Source organism: Enterococcus sp. 9D6_DIV0238, from assembly GCF_002174455.2.
In the GTDB taxonomy this organism is placed as follows: domain Bacteria; phylum Bacillota; class Bacilli; order Lactobacillales; family Enterococcaceae; genus Enterococcus_L; species Enterococcus_L dunnyi.
Genome location: NZ_CP147246.1, coordinates 2,898,582 through 2,916,322 on the forward strand (window position 1 = coordinate 2,898,582; position 17,741 = coordinate 2,916,322).

Consider the following 17,741-nt stretch of genomic DNA (forward strand, 5'->3'; position numbering starts at 1 on the left):
AAAACGGTTTAGTAATTTTTGAAAGAAGGTCATGCAGTGAAAGTTGTGATTATTGGTGCATCATTCGCAGGAGTTTCAGCAGCTCTTACGATTCGAAAAAAATACCCTGAAGCTGAGATTTATCTGGTTGAAAAGCAAGCGACAGTCGGTTATCTGCCAGGTGGATTGACTCTCTATTATAACGAAGCTGTAGATACGGTCGAAGAGCTTCGCTTTGTTTCAGAACAGCAATTGAAAGAAAACAGGATCGAGTTATTGTTGAATGCAAAAGTAGTGAGCATGGATTCAAATCAGCAGGTCATCCACTATCAACGATCAGACGAGCTCAATATCTTATCTTTTGATAAGTTGATTTTAGCTACAGGTTCTAGCCAATGGTCAACGAAAATCATGGGGAGCGATTCTGAGAAGGTGCTCAAGTATAAATTTTTAGCTGGCGTCAAGCAAGCGATCGCTCAGCTGGAAAATTGCAAAGAGGTTGCATTGATCGGCGGTGGTCAAATTGGTGCAGAAGCTGCTGATACGCTGTTAAGTAAAGGGATAAGTGTTCATTTATATGAACGAATGGACTATCTATTATTTAAATATTTTGATCAAGAAATGATTTTACCTGTGCAACAGGAGATGGAAAACAGAGGGGTAGTGTTTCATTTTGATGAAACGGTTGAAAAAATCGTAGAGAAGGACGATGGATTACAGATAGAAACGCAACATTCTCGTCGAACGGTCGATCGAGCTGTTTTTGCGATGAATGTCCGGCCAGATTTAAGTTATTTAGATGAAAAAATCGATAGCCACACAGACCAAACCGTTTATGTGGATCACTATTTACAAACATCTCATCAAAATATCTTTGCAATAGGTGATTGTATTCAAGTACCTTACAGCTTGACGAATGAGTCTTTCTATATACCCTTAGTGAATAATGCAGTTAGAGCTGGTGCTGTAGTTGCTCAAAATCTACTAGAACCTACGACAAAATTTATTGGCTCGATTCGTACGATCGGTACGAAGCTTGTTGATTATTATGTGGCAAGTACAGGTTTGACTGAAGCAGAAGGCCTTTTTCATGATCAGCCGATCGAAGTTGCTCATTTAAAGCAAACGAGTTCTTTATTTTCTGGAGAAAAAGAGATTTCTGGGAAAATTATTTTTGAAAAGGAAAGTCATCGGATTTTGGGCGCTCAGCTGGTATCAAAAGCTGATATTCTGGATAAGATCAACACGCTTGCTTTAGGCATTCAGACAGAACAAACATTAGAGCAATTTTATCAAAAAGATTTTTTATACCATCCTTATTTCTCCACAGCTATGGATATCACAAATCAACTCGCGTTTACTGCTTTATGGAGTGATGCCGATGAAAACTGAAGAATTACTAGACAAAAAAGAAGCAAGAGAAATCCAAATACTGAAAAAAGTGATCTTAGCCGGCGGTCGTATGGAAGACACTGAGCTGTTGAATCATTTAGGTGTATCAAAGGCATCTTTTGAAAGTGATTTAAAAGAATTAGGTTATTATTTAAATCCATATAGTAAAGACTGTCGCTTATTTTATGATGGACAATGGGTTTCTGTAGAAATGTCCGATCGATTTTCAGTCAGTAAAGTCGTTGATGATTATATACGGGCATCGATCAAGTTTCAGCTGATCGACCATCTGTTTCATTATCGAGAGTTTACGATGGCTCAGTTGACAACAAAATTTATGATCAGTGAATCTTCCTTATTTCGAAAAATCAAAGAGTTGAACCAGCTGCTGACTGAATTCGGTCTGAAAATCCGAAATGGACAGCTAAAAGGTGAAGAACTGCAGATTCGATATTTTTATTTTCAAGTTTATTGGTTTTTGACACCATACGAACAGCACAGGGAGCGCACCTTGACACAGCAGAATATCCGCATTATCGAAGCACTGGAAAAAGCACTGTCGCTCTCCTTTGAGGAATATGGAAAACTGAAGATCAGTCTGTGGTTGACGATCAGTAAAAAAAGATTGGCAGTTCAGTCTAAAACATTTAAAGAAGTCCGAAATAAAAGCCAAAACCTTGAGCAAGATCCTTTTTTTAAAACGATTCGTTCGTTCGTATTGCGTTTTTTTAGTCGTTATCCGCTTGAGATCGATGAAGAAGAAAGTATGCTGCATTTTATTTTCTTAACAAGTATGTCTGTTTTAACTGAAACTGATTTTATCCAGTATAGCTTGGTACGCGGACGGCGCACACCGTCTTCACTAGCGGACACATTTGTTTTGGAACATGTGATTCTATACTATCGTCCACAAAAATTTTATCCTGAATTGGAAAAAAAGATCTTTTATTACTTCTCACAGATTCATAGCAGGCTTTATTTTTTTAAAGGAGAATTAGAGCTATTCGACAAGGAGAATATTTGGCAAAAAGAGCAACAATTATCCAGTCATCGTTTAGGTGAATTTGCCCATGTTCTTTTGGATAAAAGTCTTAGTTACTTGGGTGAACGTTATGAGCCTGGAAATAGTTTGCACGAATGGTCGTTGGTGAAATATTTAAGTGTGCTTTCGATCATTGATTTTGAAATCATTGGAGAAGTCCGTGTAGGCATCGATTTAAAAATGGATTTGCTATACAAAGAAGCAATGACTCAAGTATTGGTTTTAAGCTTGAAAAATTTGAACGGCTTAACGATCGAACCGTATGATCCGAAGTATACTTATGATCTTTTGATCACTAATGTAATGAACCCGCCAGTTTACCGATCTGTTGGAGAGATTTATATATTATCCGAACTTGGATCAACGTATGACATCGAGCAAATTCGTAAGAAAATCCGAGGGTATCATGGAAATAAGAAAAAAGAAGGCTGAGTGAAGTTGAGGAAAATTTTTCAGCTTCTTCCTTGTCCTTAGTGGATTTTTAGTAAAAACATTCATTTATTTTAAAAATAAAAAAAAAGATGACATTTTTAGGAATCAATTTGCGTATATTATAAGTTCATGAAATATAAAGCGTTTTCAATTTTGTTTAGGATTATGATTTGATTCTGAATGAGCCCATTACACTTTTATTATTATTTAGTTCCACAGGCTTGTCTCTCGGAAAAAAGATAAAAAAAGGAAACGGCGAAAAGCACCGTTCAATTTTTTCCTATTTTTCTGTCGAGTCAGGACGAGCCCACTACACTTTTATTATTATCTAGTTCCACAGGCTTGTCTCTCGGAAAAAAGATAAAAAATGGAAACGGCGAAAAAACACCGTTCAATTTTTTCCTATTTTTCTGTCGAGTCAGGACGAGCCCATTACACTTTTATTATTTAGGAGGAATTACAATGTCAGAACAAAAGTACATCATGGCGATCGATCAAGGGACTACTTCATCACGAGCAATTATTTTTGACAAAAAAGGGAACAATGTTGGAAGTTCACAGAAGGAATTTACACAGTATTTTCCAAAAGCAGGCTGGGTCGAACATAATGCGAATGAGATTTGGAATTCAGTACAATCGGTTATTGCTGGAGCTTTGATCGAATCTGGTGTTCGCCCAACAGACATTGCTGGTATTGGGATTACTAATCAGCGTGAAACAACTGTCGTCTGGGATAAGCAGACAGGTCTTCCTATTCATAATGCAGTGGTTTGGCAGTCACGTCAATCTTCGCCGATCGCAGATCAGTTAAAAGAGGATGGACATGGTGATATGATCCATGAGAAAACTGGTTTGATCGTAGATGCTTACTTTTCTGCCACAAAAATTCGTTGGATCCTAGATAATGTCGAAGGTGCTCAAGAGCGTGCTGAAAAAGGTGAGTTGCTTTTTGGAACGATCGATACATGGCTAGTTTGGAAGCTGACAGGCGGAGAAACACACGTAACAGATTACTCGAACGCCAGCAGAACAATGCTATTTAATATCCATGACTTAGATTGGGATCAAGATATCTTAGATATTTTGAATATTCCGCGTGTGATGTTACCAAAAGCAACCTCTAACTCTGAAGTATACGGCTTAACGAAGAATTACCATTTTTATGGTAGCGAAATTCCGATTTCAGGTATGGCTGGAGACCAACAAGCAGCATTATTCGGCCAAATGGCTTTTGAACCTGGAATGGTCAAAAATACGTACGGTACAGGCTCATTTATTGTAATGAACACAGGAGAAAAACCACAACTTTCAGATAATAATTTATTAACAACGATCGGTTATGGGATCAATGGAAAAGTCTATTATGCTCTAGAAGGAAGTATTTTTGTCGCTGGTTCAGCTGTTCAATGGCTGAGAGATGGCTTAAAAATGATCCAAACAGCTGCAGAATCAGAAGCAGTTGCAAATGAATCTCATAATAAAAATGAAGTTTATGTAGTGCCTGCATTTACTGGACTGGGCGCTCCTTACTGGGATTCTGATGCTAGAGGTGCAGTTTTTGGCTTAACTCGCGGAACAACGAGAGAAGATTTCGTCAAAGCAACATTACAGTCAGTGGCTTATCAGGTACGAGATATCATTGATACGATGAAAAATGACACAGGCATCGATATCCCGATCTTGAAGGTAGATGGCGGTGCAGCCAATAATGATTTATTGATGCAATTTCAAGCAGATATTTTAAATACCTCTGTTCAAAAAGCTCAAAATCTTGAAACGACTGCCTTAGGTGCAGCTTTCTTAGCAGGATTAGCAGTTGGCTTCTGGAAAGACCTAGATGAATTAAAAGCGTTCTATGAAGAAGGACAAATTTTTGAGACAAAAATGTCTGATGCTGAACGCGATGATTTGTATGAAGGTTGGCAGCAGGCTGTTGCAGCAACGCAAATGTTTAAGCATAAATCGAAATAGAAGGAAGAGGTGAACAGTGATGACATTTTCAATAAAAACAAGAGAAAAATCGATTGAAACCTTGAAAAACGAACAATTAGACTTGTTGATTATTGGCGGAGGAATTACAGGAGCAGGTGTTGCGCTGCAAGCAAGTGCGACTGGAATGAAGACCGGTTTGATCGAAATGCAGGATTTTGCTGAAGGAACCTCTTCACGTTCTACGAAATTAGTTCATGGCGGGATTCGCTATTTGAAAAATTTTGATGTTGAAGTCGTGGCGGATACAGTGCAGGAGCGGGCAGTTGTTCAAGCCATTGCTCCTCATATCCCCAAACCTGATCCTATGCTTTTACCGATTTACGATGAGCCGAAGGCGACTTTCAACATGTTTTCAGTCAAGGTTGCAATGGATCTATATGACCGTTTAGCGAACGTGATCGGCACCAAATATGAAAACTATACATTAACAAAAGAAGAAGTCTTAGAGCGTGAGCCTCAGCTTAAACATGAAGGACTACAAGGCGGCGGTGTCTATTTAGATTTTAGAAACAATGATGCTAGACTGGTGATCGAAAATATCAAACGCGCGTCTCAAGATGGCGGAGCAATGGTCAGTAAAGTCAAAGCAGTCGGATTTATTTATGATCACGGGAAAATCAGCGGAGTCAAAGCAAAAGACTTATTAACAGGCGAAGAGTTTGAGATCAAAGCCAATATCGTGATCAATACAACTGGCCCATGGTCTGATAAAGTCCGCGGACTAGATACTAAGGAAAAAGTAACTCCGCAAATGCGTCCGACTAAAGGTGTTCACTTAGTTGTCGACAGCAGTAAGCTGTTTGTGCCCCAACCAACATATTTTGATACAGGGAAGCATGACGGCCGAATGGTCTTCGTTGTTCCAAGAGAAAAGAAAACGTATTTTGGTACGACGGATACGGACTATACGGGTGATTATGAACATCCAACAGTGACTCAGGAAGATGTAGATTACTTGCTGGAAATCGTCAATAATCGCTATCCTGAAGCAAATGTGACGATCGATGATATCGAATCAAGCTGGGCTGGACTGCGTCCGCTGATTTCTGAAAATGGTGGTTCAGACTATAATGGCGGGAACAATGGAAAGGTCTCTGACCAAAGTTTTGATCAGGTCATTGATATCGTTGAAAAATATCAGCAAAAAACGGCCACTCGTTTTGATGTAGAAAATGTCTTAAATCACTTAGAAGATTCCTTGTCTGAAAGCAAAGAAAACCCATCGGCTGTTTCTAGAGGAAGCTTGCTGGAGCGTTCTGAGGATGGTTTGTTGACCTTATCTGGCGGGAAAATCACTGATTACCGTAAAATGGCTGAAGGTGCGCTTAAAGAAATTCAACGTATCCTAAAAGAAGAATTTAACAAAACTATTGAGCTGATCGATTCGAAAACATATGCAGTCTCTGGTGGAGATATCGATGCTACTAATGCTGAAGCAGAATTGAAAGCGTTAGCAAGATATGGCGTTGAGCAAGGATTACCTGAGGAGGATGCAGAATATCTCGCCCATTTATATGGCTCAAATGTGACACAGCTCTTTGAAAAAATCTCTGAGACAACCCCAGTTGAAGGATTGACTTTAGCAGAAACCTTAGGATTGCATTATGCACTTGAAAATGAAATGACGTTGACTCCTTCTGATTATCTCATTCGCAGAACGAATCATGTGTTGTTTATGCGAGATACACTGGACACAGTCAAACAAGGGGTTATTTCTGAAATGGCCAATTACTATGATTGGTCCGAACAACAAAAAGCAGGTTATGAACAAGAATTGAATCAACTAATAGCGGAATCTGATTTAACGACATTGAAAGAAGGAGCGAAGTAAAATGGATACTTCTAGTATGACACAGATTTTTAGTGAGTTTTTAGGAACAATGATTTTGATTCTTTTAGGTGATGGTGTCTGTGCAGCTGTTAATCTGAAAAAAAGTAAAGCAGAAGCTTCCGGCTGGATCGTGATTGCTTTTGGTTGGGCAATGGCGGTAACGATGGCGGTTTATATCTCTGGATTTATGGGACCGGCGCATTTGAATCCTGCTGTAACGATCGCAATGGCTATGGCTGGCAATTTTGAATGGGGATTAGTTGTTCCATTCATCATTGCGCAGGTTCTAGGAGCTGTTGTTGGCGCATTCTTAGTTTGGTTGGCCTATTTGCCTCACTGGAATCAAACAGAAGATCAAGGAGCTGTGTTAGGGACATTCGCGACAGGACCTGCGATTCGTAACTATCCGGCAAATATGATCACAGAAATTATTGGTACATTTGTTTTAGTTTTAGGACTGCTGTCATTTTCACAAAATAGTATTACTGATGGTTTGACTCCTCTGATCGTTGGTGCCTTGATTTTAGCGATCGGACTATCTCTTGGTGGACCAACAGGCTATGCGATCAATCCAGCGCGTGACTTTGGTCCGCGTTTAGCCCATCAATTACTACCGATTTCAACAAAGGGAACTTCTGACTGGGCGTATTCATGGGTACCGATCGTCGGACCTGTTATCGGGGCAGTGATCGCTGCTGGTGTATACATGTTGATGGTTTAATGAAAGAATAAAATAAAATGAAAAGCCTGAGGCAAAACTAAAAAACAGTTTTGTTTCAGGCTTTGATTTTGAATAAACGGCGAGAAAAAAAGTAACTCCTTCTTAATTTATCAGAGCTAAACGCTTTTTATCTCAGCCTTTTTTCATGTAGAGTATTTCAGTGGCTTGTAGAAAATGAGGGACCATGAATTTTTAATGAAAATAACAATATTTTATTTACAACCTATGGATTTTTCTGTACTCTTAAAAGTGAAAACGTTTTTGTGTAATGCGTAACAAAGTAAAAAGTCAAGGTAAGAGGAGGAACACGTGTGTCCTATCAAGAGGTTTTATTTCCTTTTCTAGGCGGTTTAGGAATATTTTTGTTCGGTATGAAGTATATGGGAGATGGTTTGCAAAAGTCCGCTGGGGATTCGTTGCGGGAAATTTTAAATACATTTACTTCGACACCTTTACGTTCTGTTTTAGCAGGTTTGATTGTGACAGCAATTATTCAAAGTAGCTCGGGAACAACGGTTTTGACCGTTGGTTTGGTCAGTGTCGGCTTTATGTCTTTACGTCAGGCGATCGGTGTGATCATGGGAGCGAATGTCGGTACGACGGTCACCGCATTTATTATTGGGTTCAATTTAAGCTCGTATGCCTTACCGATCATTGGCGTCGGTTCGATATTACTTTTCTTTTCAAAACGTGAGACAGTCAATACGATCGGTCAGATTCTTTTTGGTTTTGGTTGTTTATTTTACGGATTGAAACTGATGGGAGATGGAATGGCGCCGTTAAGTGATTTGCCGCAGTTTTCGGAGCTGATGGTCAATGTGTCTCATCATCCAGTTTTAGGGGTAGGAATCGGGACGTTATTGACAATGGTGCTGCAAAGCTCCAGTGCGACGATCGGAATTTTACAACAGCTTTATAGTCAAGGGAGTTTAGCGATCGGTTCAGTGCTGCCGATTCTATTTGGTGACAATATTGGTACGACGATCACGGCGGTCATTGCTGCTTTAGGTGTCAGCGTGGCTGCAAAGAGAACTGCCGCAGCGCATGTGATTTTCAATTTGATCGGGGCGATTATTTTTACGACATTGTTGACACCGTTCACAGCTGTTGTTGTCCGTATTTCTGATGTGTTTAATCTTCAACCGGCAATGCAGATCGCTGTTGCTCATGGTTTATTCAATGTATCGAATTTATTGATCCAATTTTGGTTTATCGACAAAATCGAATTATTTGTGCGAAAAATCATTCCAGGAAAAGATAAAAGTATTGATTTCAAACCATCAAATCTGAATGAATCCATTATTCAAAGCTCAACAACTTTAGCACTTAATCAGGCGAAGATCGAGTTGCTGCAAATGGGTGATTATGTTCTTGGCGCTTTCGATGCAACGAAAGCCTATTATGAAAATCAACATGAGATCGATAAAGAAAATGCTGGTCAATATGAAACAGCTATCAATGACATCGACAACCGTTTAACGGAATATCTCGTTCAGCTTTCGGCTGTAGAATTATCGATAGCTGAAAGTCATGAACAAACGATGATGCTGGAGCTGACGAAAGATCTTGAACGGATCGGTGATCATTGCCGAAACATTATCCAAAATCTTACAGAAGCAATTCAGCTTGAAAAGAAGCAAAAAGCAAAAGACAAGAAGGCTGGAAAAGTGTCTGAACGGGACTCTCTGATTTTATATGATGAAGATGTGGTCGATCTATTTGAAAAAGTCATGAAAAACATTCGTGATTCTTTGGTTGCCTTTGAAAATGATGACAAAGAGATGGCTGCTCACATGCTGGATCGAGAGGAACAAATCGATCAAATGGTCAAAAAGCTCCGGAAAAAATATATTTCAACAATGAACAGTGGTAAGGGGCGTGCCGCAGATGGCGTTTTATTTATTGACATTGCGTCGAATTTGGAACGAATGAGTGATCGGACGATCCATATTGCAAAATACATTTTAGGGGAACGATACGGGACCGAGGAGATCGTGGTCGATCAATCGGTCAATCCTGTGATCACGCTGCAATCAGAATGAAATCGAATAAAGGAAGAAGCTGATACCGAGCAACACGTTGTTGGTATCAGCTTCTTCCTTTATATTGCTTGTGAAATGCGTCGATGATTAAGTGATGTAATGTTTCCAAGGAATTATCACTATTTAGCTTTAGAACCGGACTTACTGAATGTTCAATTTGGTAGCGGTGCTCAGCATAGGTTCCTATATCTGAAGGCTTCTGAGCATTATAGTAGGTTTTGCACCATTCAATAAACTCATTTGTTTGCTCACCATTTTCATCAAAAATCAGTGCAGAATCGCCGCCTCTTTCGATTTCTCTTTTTTTCAGGCGCTCCATTCGCAGATCTTCATCGAGAAAAAGAAAAACCAATAGGTCACGATCCATAAAGCCTTCAGGATTCCAGCCAAAGACGGAGCCGGAAGCAATGAAGTCTTTAAATAATTTGCGGTCATTTTGATAGCGTTTCAAACGTTCAGGGATAGCATAATCCTTTGTGAAGGTGTCGTCTTGCCAAATGTAGCGGTCAGTATCGATCCATTTCACTAGTTCTTTTTCAGCAATATATTGGCCCAAAGTACTTTTTCCGGTGCCAGAAGCACCAATGATTTGAATTTTCATCATGTCACTCCTTTCTTTAAAGGCACTGCCTGTATTTTTTGTAGCTAAAACTAAAGATGGGTAGTAATTCGCTCAGTGCTAACATATAATATATAGTATCAATCGAGAAGAGGGATGGCAATGGAACATCAAACTTTTTTGTCAGCAGATCAGAAGACAGACAATCATTTGATTTACTGGACAACAGAGAAAACACCGGTCGCAACGATCCAACTGATTCATGGGATGGCAGAATATATCGAGCGTTATCATGATTTTGCCGTTTACTTAAATGATCTAGGCTTTATCGTTGTTGGTCATGACCATTTAGGACATGGAGAATCGATTTCTGCAGAACATTCAACGCATGGTTATTTCGGCAAGGGTGATTCGATCGGATTCGTGCTAGAGGATATCGATCAAGTCAACAGCTGGGTCGCAGAGAAATATCCCGAACTTCCGCATTTTATGCTTGGTCACAGTATGGGCTCGTTTGCTTTGCGGACGTATTTACAGGAATATAACCCTCAAATCAGCGGGGCTATTTTCATGGGAACGGGCCAAAAAGCTGCCATGCTGCCGCTTGCATTATCCTTAACAGGCGGATTAAACATGACATTTCCTAAAAAAATCAATAAGAAATTGGATCAGCTAGCATTTGGTTCATTCAATAAGCATTTTCCTGAACCAGGATTTTTTAACTGGTTAAGTAAAAATCAGGAAAATGTTCGACGATATGAGCAAGACCCGTTGACAGGTTTTACTTTTACCAACAACGGCTTTTATACACTATTTCGATTGGTCGATAAGGCAAATCGAAAAGGCTGGGCTGAAAACATTGAGAAAAACATCCCGATATTGGTTATTAGCGGAGAACAAGATCCAGTCGGTGACTTTGGTAAAGGACCTAGAAAAGTTGCCAAAGAATTAGACCAAGCGGCTATCGATGTAGCGTTGGTTCTCTTTGCTGAGCTGCGGCATGAAATTTTGCTAGAAGAAGAGAAAAAGGAAGTTTATAAAGCGATCAGCAGCTGGCTGCAAAAAAAGTTGCTTGATTCTGAAAATCACTAAGCATCTGTTTGCTATTTCGGGTATTTTTCTATAAACTTATAAGGTAAGTCAAAAATTGAGATAAGAAGTATTGGAATACTGAATTTTAGGGAATTTTCTATCTAGGAGGGGTTGGATGGAGAAGGCACGTTTAAGAACATTAGGCTTGGCGAATTTGAAATGGCTCCATGATCATCCAGCACTAAAAGAACAAAAGGAATATTTGATCAGTCAACAGTTATTCAACGATCCTCTCTGGCAAAAAGCGCAAACGATCGCAATCACGAAGCCAATGGATTTTGAATTTGATACGCATATTTTGTTAAAGCAGGGCTGGGCAGAAGGCAAGTCGATGCTGATCCCTGTTACAAATACTGAGCGGCGTCTGTCCTTTCATTCAGTTGGGCCGGAAACTAAATTTACAAAGACTGCTTTTGGTGTCGAAGAGCCCGTCGATGAACCTGAAGTAGGGCGTGAGGTGATCGATCTATTGATTGTACCGGGAATCGTGTTTACTCGTTCGGGGTTTCGGATTGGTTTTGGCGGCGGATTTTATGATCGATTTTTGCTGCAGTTCCAAGGAGAAACATGTAGTTTGGTATTCAGTGAACAAATTCAAGAGCACTGGCCGATCGAGTCTTTTGATCAGCCGGTAAAACGATTATTTATCAGCTAGGAGGAATACATGAATTATCAAACTCAAATGAAATTAAAACGACTATTCAATCAGCCGTTGGTGACATATCTATTGCTTGGTATCACGACGCTGGTATTTTTGGGGATGGAGCTTTCAGGTGGTTCGACGAGCAGTCAGGTGTTGATCGATTGGGGCGCGATGTCTCGCGCTGAAATTATTTATTTGCATGAATATTGGCGTCTTTTCACTCCTATGTTTTTGCATATTGGCTGGCTGCATTTTGTCGTAAACATGGTTACCTTGTATTATGTCGGTTCTCAGGTTGAAAGCATTTATGGACATTGGCGTTATTTAGCAATTTATCTGCTTAGCGGAGTGGCAGGAAATATTGCCAGCTTTGCTTTTGGTTCACAAAATGCAATTTCAGCAGGTGCTAGTACGTCATTGTTTGGATTATTTGGTGCATTTGTTATTTTAGGTCGCCATTTTAGAAACAATCCTGCGATTTCCTTTATGGTACAACGTTATGCAACGTTTATCGGTATCAATCTGATTTTTAATTTGTTTAGTAGTCAAGTAGATATCATGGGCCATATTGGCGGATTGATCGGTGGTTTTTTGACTGCCACGGCGTTAGCGGTACCGGATCGTTCAGATGAATTCAATATCCATGAACGAATTATTTCAGGAATCTTTTTTGTATTTTTACTAGGCGTATGCTTCGTCTTGGGTTTTAAAAAATACAGTTAGCTTGTATAATGATTGAGTGGATCAATAGATGTATGGTGGTCGATCTGCTCTAGTTTTTATAAGGAAGTGCAGGTAAAATGGAAACGTTATACGATGTGCAGCAGTTATTTAAACAATTCGGGATCTATATTTATGTTGGTGCGAGAATCTATGATATCGAGCTGATGATGATCGAATTGAAAAATATTTATGAAAGTCGTTTGATCGACAAAGACACCTATCTTCATGCAAGAAGTGTCTTGCAAAGAGAACATCGAATTGAAGAAAGCAGAGCAACTGAGAAAGGAACCGAGTAAATGGACAAGAAACTGATAGGGATTGATTTAGGCGGGACAACGATTAAGTTTGCGATTTTGACTGTAGACGGTGAGATTCAGCAAAAATGGAGCATCGAAACAAATATTCAAGAAGAAGGCAGTCATATCGTGCCGGATATTATTGAATCGATCAATCATCGTCTGTCGCTTTATGGAATGAAACATGAAGATTTTGTTGGCATCGGCATGGGAACTCCAGGCAGTGTCGACATTGAAAAAGGAACAGTTGTAGGGGCTTATAATCTCAACTGGACCAAAAAACAGATGGTCAAAACACAGATCGAAGAAGCAACAGGAATCCCTTTTGTTTTAGATAATGATGCCAATGTAGCTGCTTTAGGCGAACGTTGGAAGGGAGCCGGCGAAAATAATCCTGATGTTGTGTTTATCACACTTGGAACTGGCGTCGGTGGCGGAATCATCGCAGAAGGTAACTTACTGCATGGGGTGAACGGCTGTGCTGGTGAAATCGGACATGTTACCGTAGATCCTGGTGGTTTTGAATGTACATGTGGAAAACGTGGCTGTTTAGAAACTGTTTCAAGTGCAACTGGAGTTGTGCGTGTTGCCCGCCATATGTCGGAAGAATATGCAGGTGATTCTAAGCTGAAACAAGCAATCGACGATGGACAAGATGTCTCAAGTAAAGATGTCTTTGACTATGCACAGGCAGATGATCCTTTTGGTCTGATGGTCGTTGATCGTGTTTGTTACTTTTTAGGGCTAGCGGTTGGAAATGTCGGAAATACCTTAAATCCATCTAGTGTTGTTATTGGCGGTGGTGTTTCTGCGGCAGGGGAATTTTTACGTAGCCGCGTCCAAGCTTATTTTGAAGAGTTTACTTTTCCTGAGGTTCGCAACAGCACACAGGTCAAACTAGCACAATTAGGGAATGAAGCCGGTGTTATCGGTGCAGCTTCTTTAGCTTTACAATTTATGGAGAAACAGTAAGAAAGGGATTTTGGAATGAACGTTTTATGGATTATTAATATTGTTTTAGCAACGATTTTACTAGCAATGGGATTAAATGAGTTATATCTGCGAATTATGGCGAAACGTTCTGCCAAAACGATCACAGAAGCAGAATTTAAAGAAGGCATGAGAAAAGCACAGATCATTGATGTCCGCGAAAAAGATTCTTTCGATGCAGGTCATATTCTTGGTGCGCGTAATATGCCTTATACAACGATCAAAACGACATTGAATTCGATTCGTAAAGACCAACCAGTTTATCTTTATGATCAGAAAAAATCATTGAGTATCCGTACAGCGAACCAATTACGTAAAAATGGCTTTAGCGATGTCTATATTTTAAAGGGCGGCTATGAAGGCTGGACTGGTAAAACGAAGAAGAAAAATATGTAATGAATCAAAACACAGCAGAAATAAACGGTGACTCTATTCAGAACGGCGTTTGTTTCTCTGTGTTTTTTCTTTTTAGTGGACAGCATAATCATTTCTTTTTTTAGCAATTAAGATAAAATAAGAATGAGGTGATTGAAATGATTCAATTGAAGCGAGCCTATGAACCAGCTGGAAAAGAAGATGGTTTTCGAGTATTGGTCGATCGATTATGGCCACGAGGAATGTCAAAGGAAAAAGAGCATCTGGATTCATGGTTGAAGGAAGTTGCACCTAGTAAAGAGTTAAGACAGTGGTTTAATCACGAACAAAATAAATTTCCAGAATTTGTAGAAAAATACCAAGTAGAATTACAGAACGGTGACGCCAAAACAGCCTTACAAACGCTTTTAAGGATCGTACAGAATTATCCGGTCGTGACACTTATTTATGGTGCGAAAGATCAAACGTATAATAATGCTGCTGCATTGAAAGACATTATAGAGAATAGGTTGGACTAAAAAATTGTATTCAGGGAAGGGAGGGATAAGATGAAAATAGCAATTGTTGGTGGAGGACCGCGTGGACTTTCAGCGTTGGAACGAATCATTGAATGGTCCAGAGATGAACAGGTAGTCCAAATTACAATGTTTGATCCTTATGGTCCAGGAGGAAAAGTGTGGCGTATAGATCAATCAACGTCACTATTGATGAACTCAGTCGTTTCACATGTTACTCTATTTACCGATGAAACTTTAAGCACAGCAGGTCCAATAGCAAAAGGCCCTAATTTATTTGAGTGGCTAAAGCAGGAAGCAATACCATTTATCAGAAAACTAAATAGCGAAAATAGTGCTTTCTTCATCGAAGAATGTGAAAGATTAGGTCCGAACGATCATTGTTCCCGAGCTTTATATGGCGTATACCAGCAATGGTTTTATGAGTATGTTCAAACACGAATGACAGAACAAACGTCGGTAAAATTTTTCAAAGATACTGTACGTGCAGTCCGAAGAGAGGGTGAACTTTTCCAAGTATACACCAAAGCTGTTGAGACAACTGCGGATAAGGTGATTTTGGCATTAGGTCATCAAGAAAATGAACTGACAGGGGAAATGAATAATTTAGCAGCATACGCCAGTGAACACCGCTTGTATTATTCTGCTCCTAAAAATGCTGCTGATGCTCATCTAGAAGCGGTCAAAGAGCAAAAACCGCTTTTGATAAGGGGACTAGGCTTGGCTTTTTTTGACTATCTTACCTTACTGACAAGTGATCGAGGTGGCACCTACACCGAAAAATCAGGAAAATTAGTTTATCATCCTTCTGGAAAAGAACCGAAAATCATTGCAGGAGCAAGACGGGGAATCCCATATCATGCCAGAGGATTAAATCAAAAAGGGTATGGGGAAGAATATCGTCCTCGTTTCTTAAAAGAGAAAAGCTTGAATCGATTCAAGCGTAAACAAAACCTATCTGCAGAGCAATTTTTCTTTTTGTTGAAAAAGGAAGTTGAATTTGCCTATTATTCGGTATTGCTCAAAGAACACTATCCAAAGGTAAATAGGAGTAAGTTTACAGACGATTTTATTCGGACCAAAGGGCATGAAACTGTTCTTCAGAAATTTGGGATCAAGGAAGAAGAGTGGTGGGATTGGTCTTTTCTTGAACAACCAAAACAAGCAATCAAAAAGAAGGAGTCTTTCAAAAAATTTATACAGGACTATTTATTATGGGATATTGAAGCAGCCAAAAAAGGAAATGTCTTCGGGCCATTTGCAGCAGCTTTAGATAGTCTGAAGGATTTGCGGGATGAAGTGCGCTTTATGCTGGATCATGACCTTTTTACAGATGACGAAACGAAAGAATGGCTATGGGATTGGTTTACGCCGTTGAATGCTTTCTTATCGATCGGTCCGCCGCTTGAGCGGATTGCCGAGTTAGAAGCATTGATCGAAGCAGGAATCGTGAATATTTTAGCAGGAGAAATGCAAATAGAAATGCGAAACGAAACATTTATCGCATTTCCTAAAGACGATCCAGAAAATGAATATGCGGCTCATTTTCTGATCGAAGCTCGTCTGCCAAAAACTGAAAATCAGCTGAGTTTAAACCTGTTAGTACAGCAACTTCTAAAAGATGGTTTAGGAACGATTCATTATTTGACCTTATCCTCTGGAGATATTTCTCCCACGGGTGCTCTTTTAGTAGATAAAAGAAACAGTCAAATGATCGGAGCGGATAAAAAGGTCATCAACGGTCTGTTCTGTTATGGGATTCCAACAGAGGGACTTCATTGGCTGACTGCGGCGACAGCTAGACCAGGTACGGATCCTTGGAATTTAAGAGAAGCTGATAGAATTGCCGAAACGATTTTTAACTGATATAGTAATAAAGCATGTGATTCGATTGATGAAAAAGGAGAGAAAGCTTATGCATAGCGGACAACAGAAATTTTTAGCGTTTTTCTTAGAAAATACATTATCAGAAAAACAAGAAGAAGCCAAAGCGATCCTTGTACAAAGTTTTGCTGATCAACAAACGAAAAAAATGACTTTAGAGGATTTCCATGCATTACAAGCAAAAGTACTGCCTTTGGTCAAACCTGAGAAACTGGCTGAAGTCAAAGGAACAATGGCGCACTTCTCAAGAAATTTATCCTAAAAAAGAGTAATACTAAAAGAGGTTGAGACAGAAGTGTTTAATCCCGAGAACCAAGTAGGTACTGTGCAACATAAACTCATTCTTCGTTGTGTTTTACAGCAATAAGAAAGAATTCACGAAAATTGTTTTGCCAATTTTTGTGAATTCTTTCTTATTTCCGAAGGGATTGCTTCTGCTCTCACCGTTTATCCGGATTACAGGTGACTGGGATTTGACTCGCAGAGTTTTGTCTCAGTCACTTTTGTGATCCTAAAGACTCTCATTAGAGTATCAACTTCTATTTTTTGATTAGATGGGTAATAGGATAAGGTTTACCAAATCCATCACGTTCATCTTCAGATTCAATAGTGAATCCATGATGTAGGTAGAACGCTTTTGCCTGTTCATTTTGGGTGTTGACATCAATTCTTTTTATCCCATCATTGTTGATCAAATGAGTGATTATCTTGCTGCCATATCCTTTTCCAATAAAATCCGGATCCAGAAATAACATCACTAACTCATCCTCATCGATTCCGCTAAAACCGACTACACACTCCTCATCGACCCATAAAGATAAATCGACACTTGCTAAACTTTCTGGAATGATTTTTTTATAAAAAGCCACATCTTCCTCTGATAAAAAATGGTGAGTCGCTTTTACAGATCGTTCCCACATTTCTATAATTAAATGATGATCTCTATTATTTGCTGTTCGTTTTTTTAACATCGTACATCCTCCGTTATTTGATTTTTTATCCTCTCCTTTCTGTTAGTAAAGTAATTATTTTCTGAGTATAGCCCCAATTAAAATAGCTGTACATTATAAAATCTCCTGTCTCACTTTTATTTATAATGTCTATCTTAAAGCGGATTGACCAGTCTGTCAATTGATGTAAAGGATGCTCGTGAGCTGTTGAAATTTCTTTCTATCAAGATTGATCAGGATCATCTGTTCAAAAAAAAGGACTGGGACACAACTCTACGAGTTA

At 39.3% G+C, this 17,741-nt stretch carries 17 protein-coding genes; 15 read left to right on the top strand and 2 right to left on the bottom strand.

Annotation, left to right across the window (positions count from 1 at the left end; all coding sequences use genetic code 11):
• The first annotated feature begins 36 nt into the window (after positions 1–36).
• From A5889_RS13620 to A5889_RS13645, 6 genes are all read left to right on the top strand, one after another.
• Positions 37–1,371, top strand: a complete 1,335-nt coding sequence (locus tag A5889_RS13620) for an FAD-dependent oxidoreductase (RefSeq protein ID WP_087639341.1) — start codon at positions 37–39, stop codon at positions 1,369–1,371.
• Positions 1,361–2,845, top strand: coding sequence for a helix-turn-helix domain-containing protein (locus A5889_RS13625; protein ID WP_087639342.1), 1,485 nt, complete (start codon positions 1,361–1,363; stop codon positions 2,843–2,845). The genes A5889_RS13620 and A5889_RS13625 overlap by 11 nt, the downstream gene beginning before the upstream one ends.
• 462 nt (positions 2,846–3,307) lie before the next feature.
• A complete protein-coding gene (glpK, locus tag A5889_RS13630; RefSeq protein ID WP_087639343.1) occupies positions 3,308–4,816 on the top strand; it encodes a glycerol kinase GlpK in 1,509 nt (502 codons plus the stop codon).
• Positions 4,817–4,835: 19 nt separating this feature from the next.
• Positions 4,836–6,668: a type 1 glycerol-3-phosphate oxidase gene (gene glpO, locus A5889_RS13635; RefSeq protein ID WP_087639344.1), complete on the top strand. Its 1,833-nt coding sequence runs from the start codon at positions 4,836–4,838 to the stop codon at positions 6,666–6,668.
• Between the two features lies 1 nt (position 6,669).
• The gene (locus A5889_RS13640) at positions 6,670–7,389 is read left to right on the top strand and encodes an MIP/aquaporin family protein (protein WP_087639345.1); all 720 of its coding nucleotides are present in this window, start codon (positions 6,670–6,672) and stop codon (positions 7,387–7,389) included.
• 311 nt (positions 7,390–7,700) lie between these two features.
• Positions 7,701–9,431 (top strand): Na/Pi cotransporter family protein, encoded by a 1,731-nt coding sequence (locus tag A5889_RS13645; protein WP_087639346.1) that lies wholly within the window; start codon positions 7,701–7,703, stop codon positions 9,429–9,431.
• Positions 9,432–9,477: 46 nt separating this feature from the next.
• Here A5889_RS13645 and A5889_RS13650 read toward each other — a convergent pair whose 3' ends face one another.
• Positions 9,478–10,032, bottom strand: coding sequence for an AAA family ATPase (locus A5889_RS13650; protein ID WP_087639347.1), 555 nt, complete (start codon positions 10,030–10,032; stop codon positions 9,478–9,480).
• Positions 10,033–10,152: 120 nt separating this feature from the next.
• Here A5889_RS13650 and A5889_RS13655 point away from each other — a divergent pair, with 120 nt between their 5' ends.
• The 9 genes from A5889_RS13655 to A5889_RS13695 all read left to right on the top strand — a co-directional run bounded on the left by A5889_RS13655 (position 10,153) and on the right by A5889_RS13695 (position 16,770).
• The gene (locus A5889_RS13655; RefSeq protein ID WP_087639348.1) at positions 10,153–11,082 is read left to right on the top strand and encodes an alpha/beta fold hydrolase; all 930 of its coding nucleotides are present in this window, start codon (positions 10,153–10,155) and stop codon (positions 11,080–11,082) included.
• A 115-nt stretch (positions 11,083–11,197) separates the two neighbouring features.
• Entirely contained in the window at positions 11,198–11,737 is a 540-nt protein-coding gene (locus A5889_RS13660; RefSeq protein WP_087639349.1) for a 5-formyltetrahydrofolate cyclo-ligase, read from the top strand.
• A gap of 9 nt (positions 11,738–11,746) precedes the next feature.
• Positions 11,747–12,448 carry a rhomboid family intramembrane serine protease gene (locus tag A5889_RS13665; RefSeq protein WP_087639350.1) on the top strand — a complete coding sequence of 234 codons (702 nt, stop codon included), beginning with the start codon at positions 11,747–11,749 and terminating at the stop codon, positions 12,446–12,448.
• Between the two features lie 77 nt (positions 12,449–12,525).
• Positions 12,526–12,744 (top strand): YqgQ family protein, encoded by a 219-nt coding sequence (locus A5889_RS13670; RefSeq protein ID WP_087639351.1) that lies wholly within the window; start codon positions 12,526–12,528, stop codon positions 12,742–12,744.
• On the top strand, positions 12,745–13,716 hold the full coding sequence (locus tag A5889_RS13675) for an ROK family glucokinase (RefSeq protein ID WP_087639352.1): 972 nt from the start codon (positions 12,745–12,747) through the stop codon (positions 13,714–13,716).
• Positions 13,717–13,731: 15 nt separating this feature from the next.
• The gene (locus tag A5889_RS13680) at positions 13,732–14,130 is read left to right on the top strand and encodes a rhodanese-like domain-containing protein (protein WP_087639353.1); all 399 of its coding nucleotides are present in this window, start codon (positions 13,732–13,734) and stop codon (positions 14,128–14,130) included.
• 137 nt (positions 14,131–14,267) lie between these two features.
• Complete coding sequence (locus tag A5889_RS13685) at positions 14,268–14,627, top strand: DUF488 domain-containing protein (protein ID WP_087639354.1); 360 nt, start codon at positions 14,268–14,270, stop codon at positions 14,625–14,627.
• Between the two features lie 30 nt (positions 14,628–14,657).
• Entirely contained in the window at positions 14,658–16,490 is a 1,833-nt protein-coding gene (locus A5889_RS13690; RefSeq protein ID WP_087639355.1) for an FAD/NAD(P)-binding protein, read from the top strand.
• A gap of 49 nt (positions 16,491–16,539) precedes the next feature.
• Entirely contained in the window at positions 16,540–16,770 is a 231-nt protein-coding gene (locus A5889_RS13695) for a hypothetical protein (RefSeq protein WP_087639356.1), read from the top strand.
• A 277-nt stretch (positions 16,771–17,047) separates the two neighbouring features.
• Here A5889_RS13695 and A5889_RS13700 read toward each other — a convergent pair whose 3' ends face one another.
• On the bottom strand, positions 17,048–17,479 hold the full coding sequence (locus A5889_RS13700) for a GNAT family N-acetyltransferase (protein ID WP_087639358.1): 432 nt from the start codon (positions 17,477–17,479) through the stop codon (positions 17,048–17,050).
• Between the last annotated feature and the right edge of the window lie 262 nt (positions 17,480–17,741).

Bases quoted from the DNA above. Each gene is read 5' to 3' on its own strand.
- A5889_RS13625 (WP_087639342.1), top strand. From the start codon at position 1,361: ATGAAAACTGAAGAATTACTAGACAAAAAAGAAGCAAGAGAAATCCAA.
- glpK (WP_087639343.1), top strand. From the start codon at position 3,308: ATGTCAGAACAAAAGTACATCATGGCGATCGATCAAGGGACTACTTCA.
- glpO (WP_087639344.1), top strand. From the start codon at position 4,836: ATGACATTTTCAATAAAAACAAGAGAAAAATCGATTGAAACCTTGAAA.
- A5889_RS13640 (WP_087639345.1), top strand. From the start codon at position 6,670: ATGGATACTTCTAGTATGACACAGATTTTTAGTGAGTTTTTAGGAACA.
- A5889_RS13650 (WP_087639347.1), bottom strand. From the start codon at position 10,032: ATGAAAATTCAAATCATTGGTGCTTCTGGCACCGGAAAAAGTACTTTG.
- A5889_RS13655 (WP_087639348.1), top strand. From the start codon at position 10,153: ATGGAACATCAAACTTTTTTGTCAGCAGATCAGAAGACAGACAATCAT.
- A5889_RS13660 (WP_087639349.1), top strand. From the start codon at position 11,198: ATGGAGAAGGCACGTTTAAGAACATTAGGCTTGGCGAATTTGAAATGG.
- A5889_RS13665 (WP_087639350.1), top strand. From the start codon at position 11,747: ATGAATTATCAAACTCAAATGAAATTAAAACGACTATTCAATCAGCCG.
- A5889_RS13670 (WP_087639351.1), top strand. From the start codon at position 12,526: ATGGAAACGTTATACGATGTGCAGCAGTTATTTAAACAATTCGGGATC.
- A5889_RS13675 (WP_087639352.1), top strand. From the start codon at position 12,745: ATGGACAAGAAACTGATAGGGATTGATTTAGGCGGGACAACGATTAAG.
- A5889_RS13680 (WP_087639353.1), top strand. From the start codon at position 13,732: ATGAACGTTTTATGGATTATTAATATTGTTTTAGCAACGATTTTACTA.
- A5889_RS13685 (WP_087639354.1), top strand. From the start codon at position 14,268: ATGATTCAATTGAAGCGAGCCTATGAACCAGCTGGAAAAGAAGATGGT.
- A5889_RS13690 (WP_087639355.1), top strand. From the start codon at position 14,658: ATGAAAATAGCAATTGTTGGTGGAGGACCGCGTGGACTTTCAGCGTTG.
- A5889_RS13695 (WP_087639356.1), top strand. From the start codon at position 16,540: ATGCATAGCGGACAACAGAAATTTTTAGCGTTTTTCTTAGAAAATACA.
- A5889_RS13700 (WP_087639358.1), bottom strand. From the start codon at position 17,479: ATGTTAAAAAAACGAACAGCAAATAATAGAGATCATCATTTAATTATA.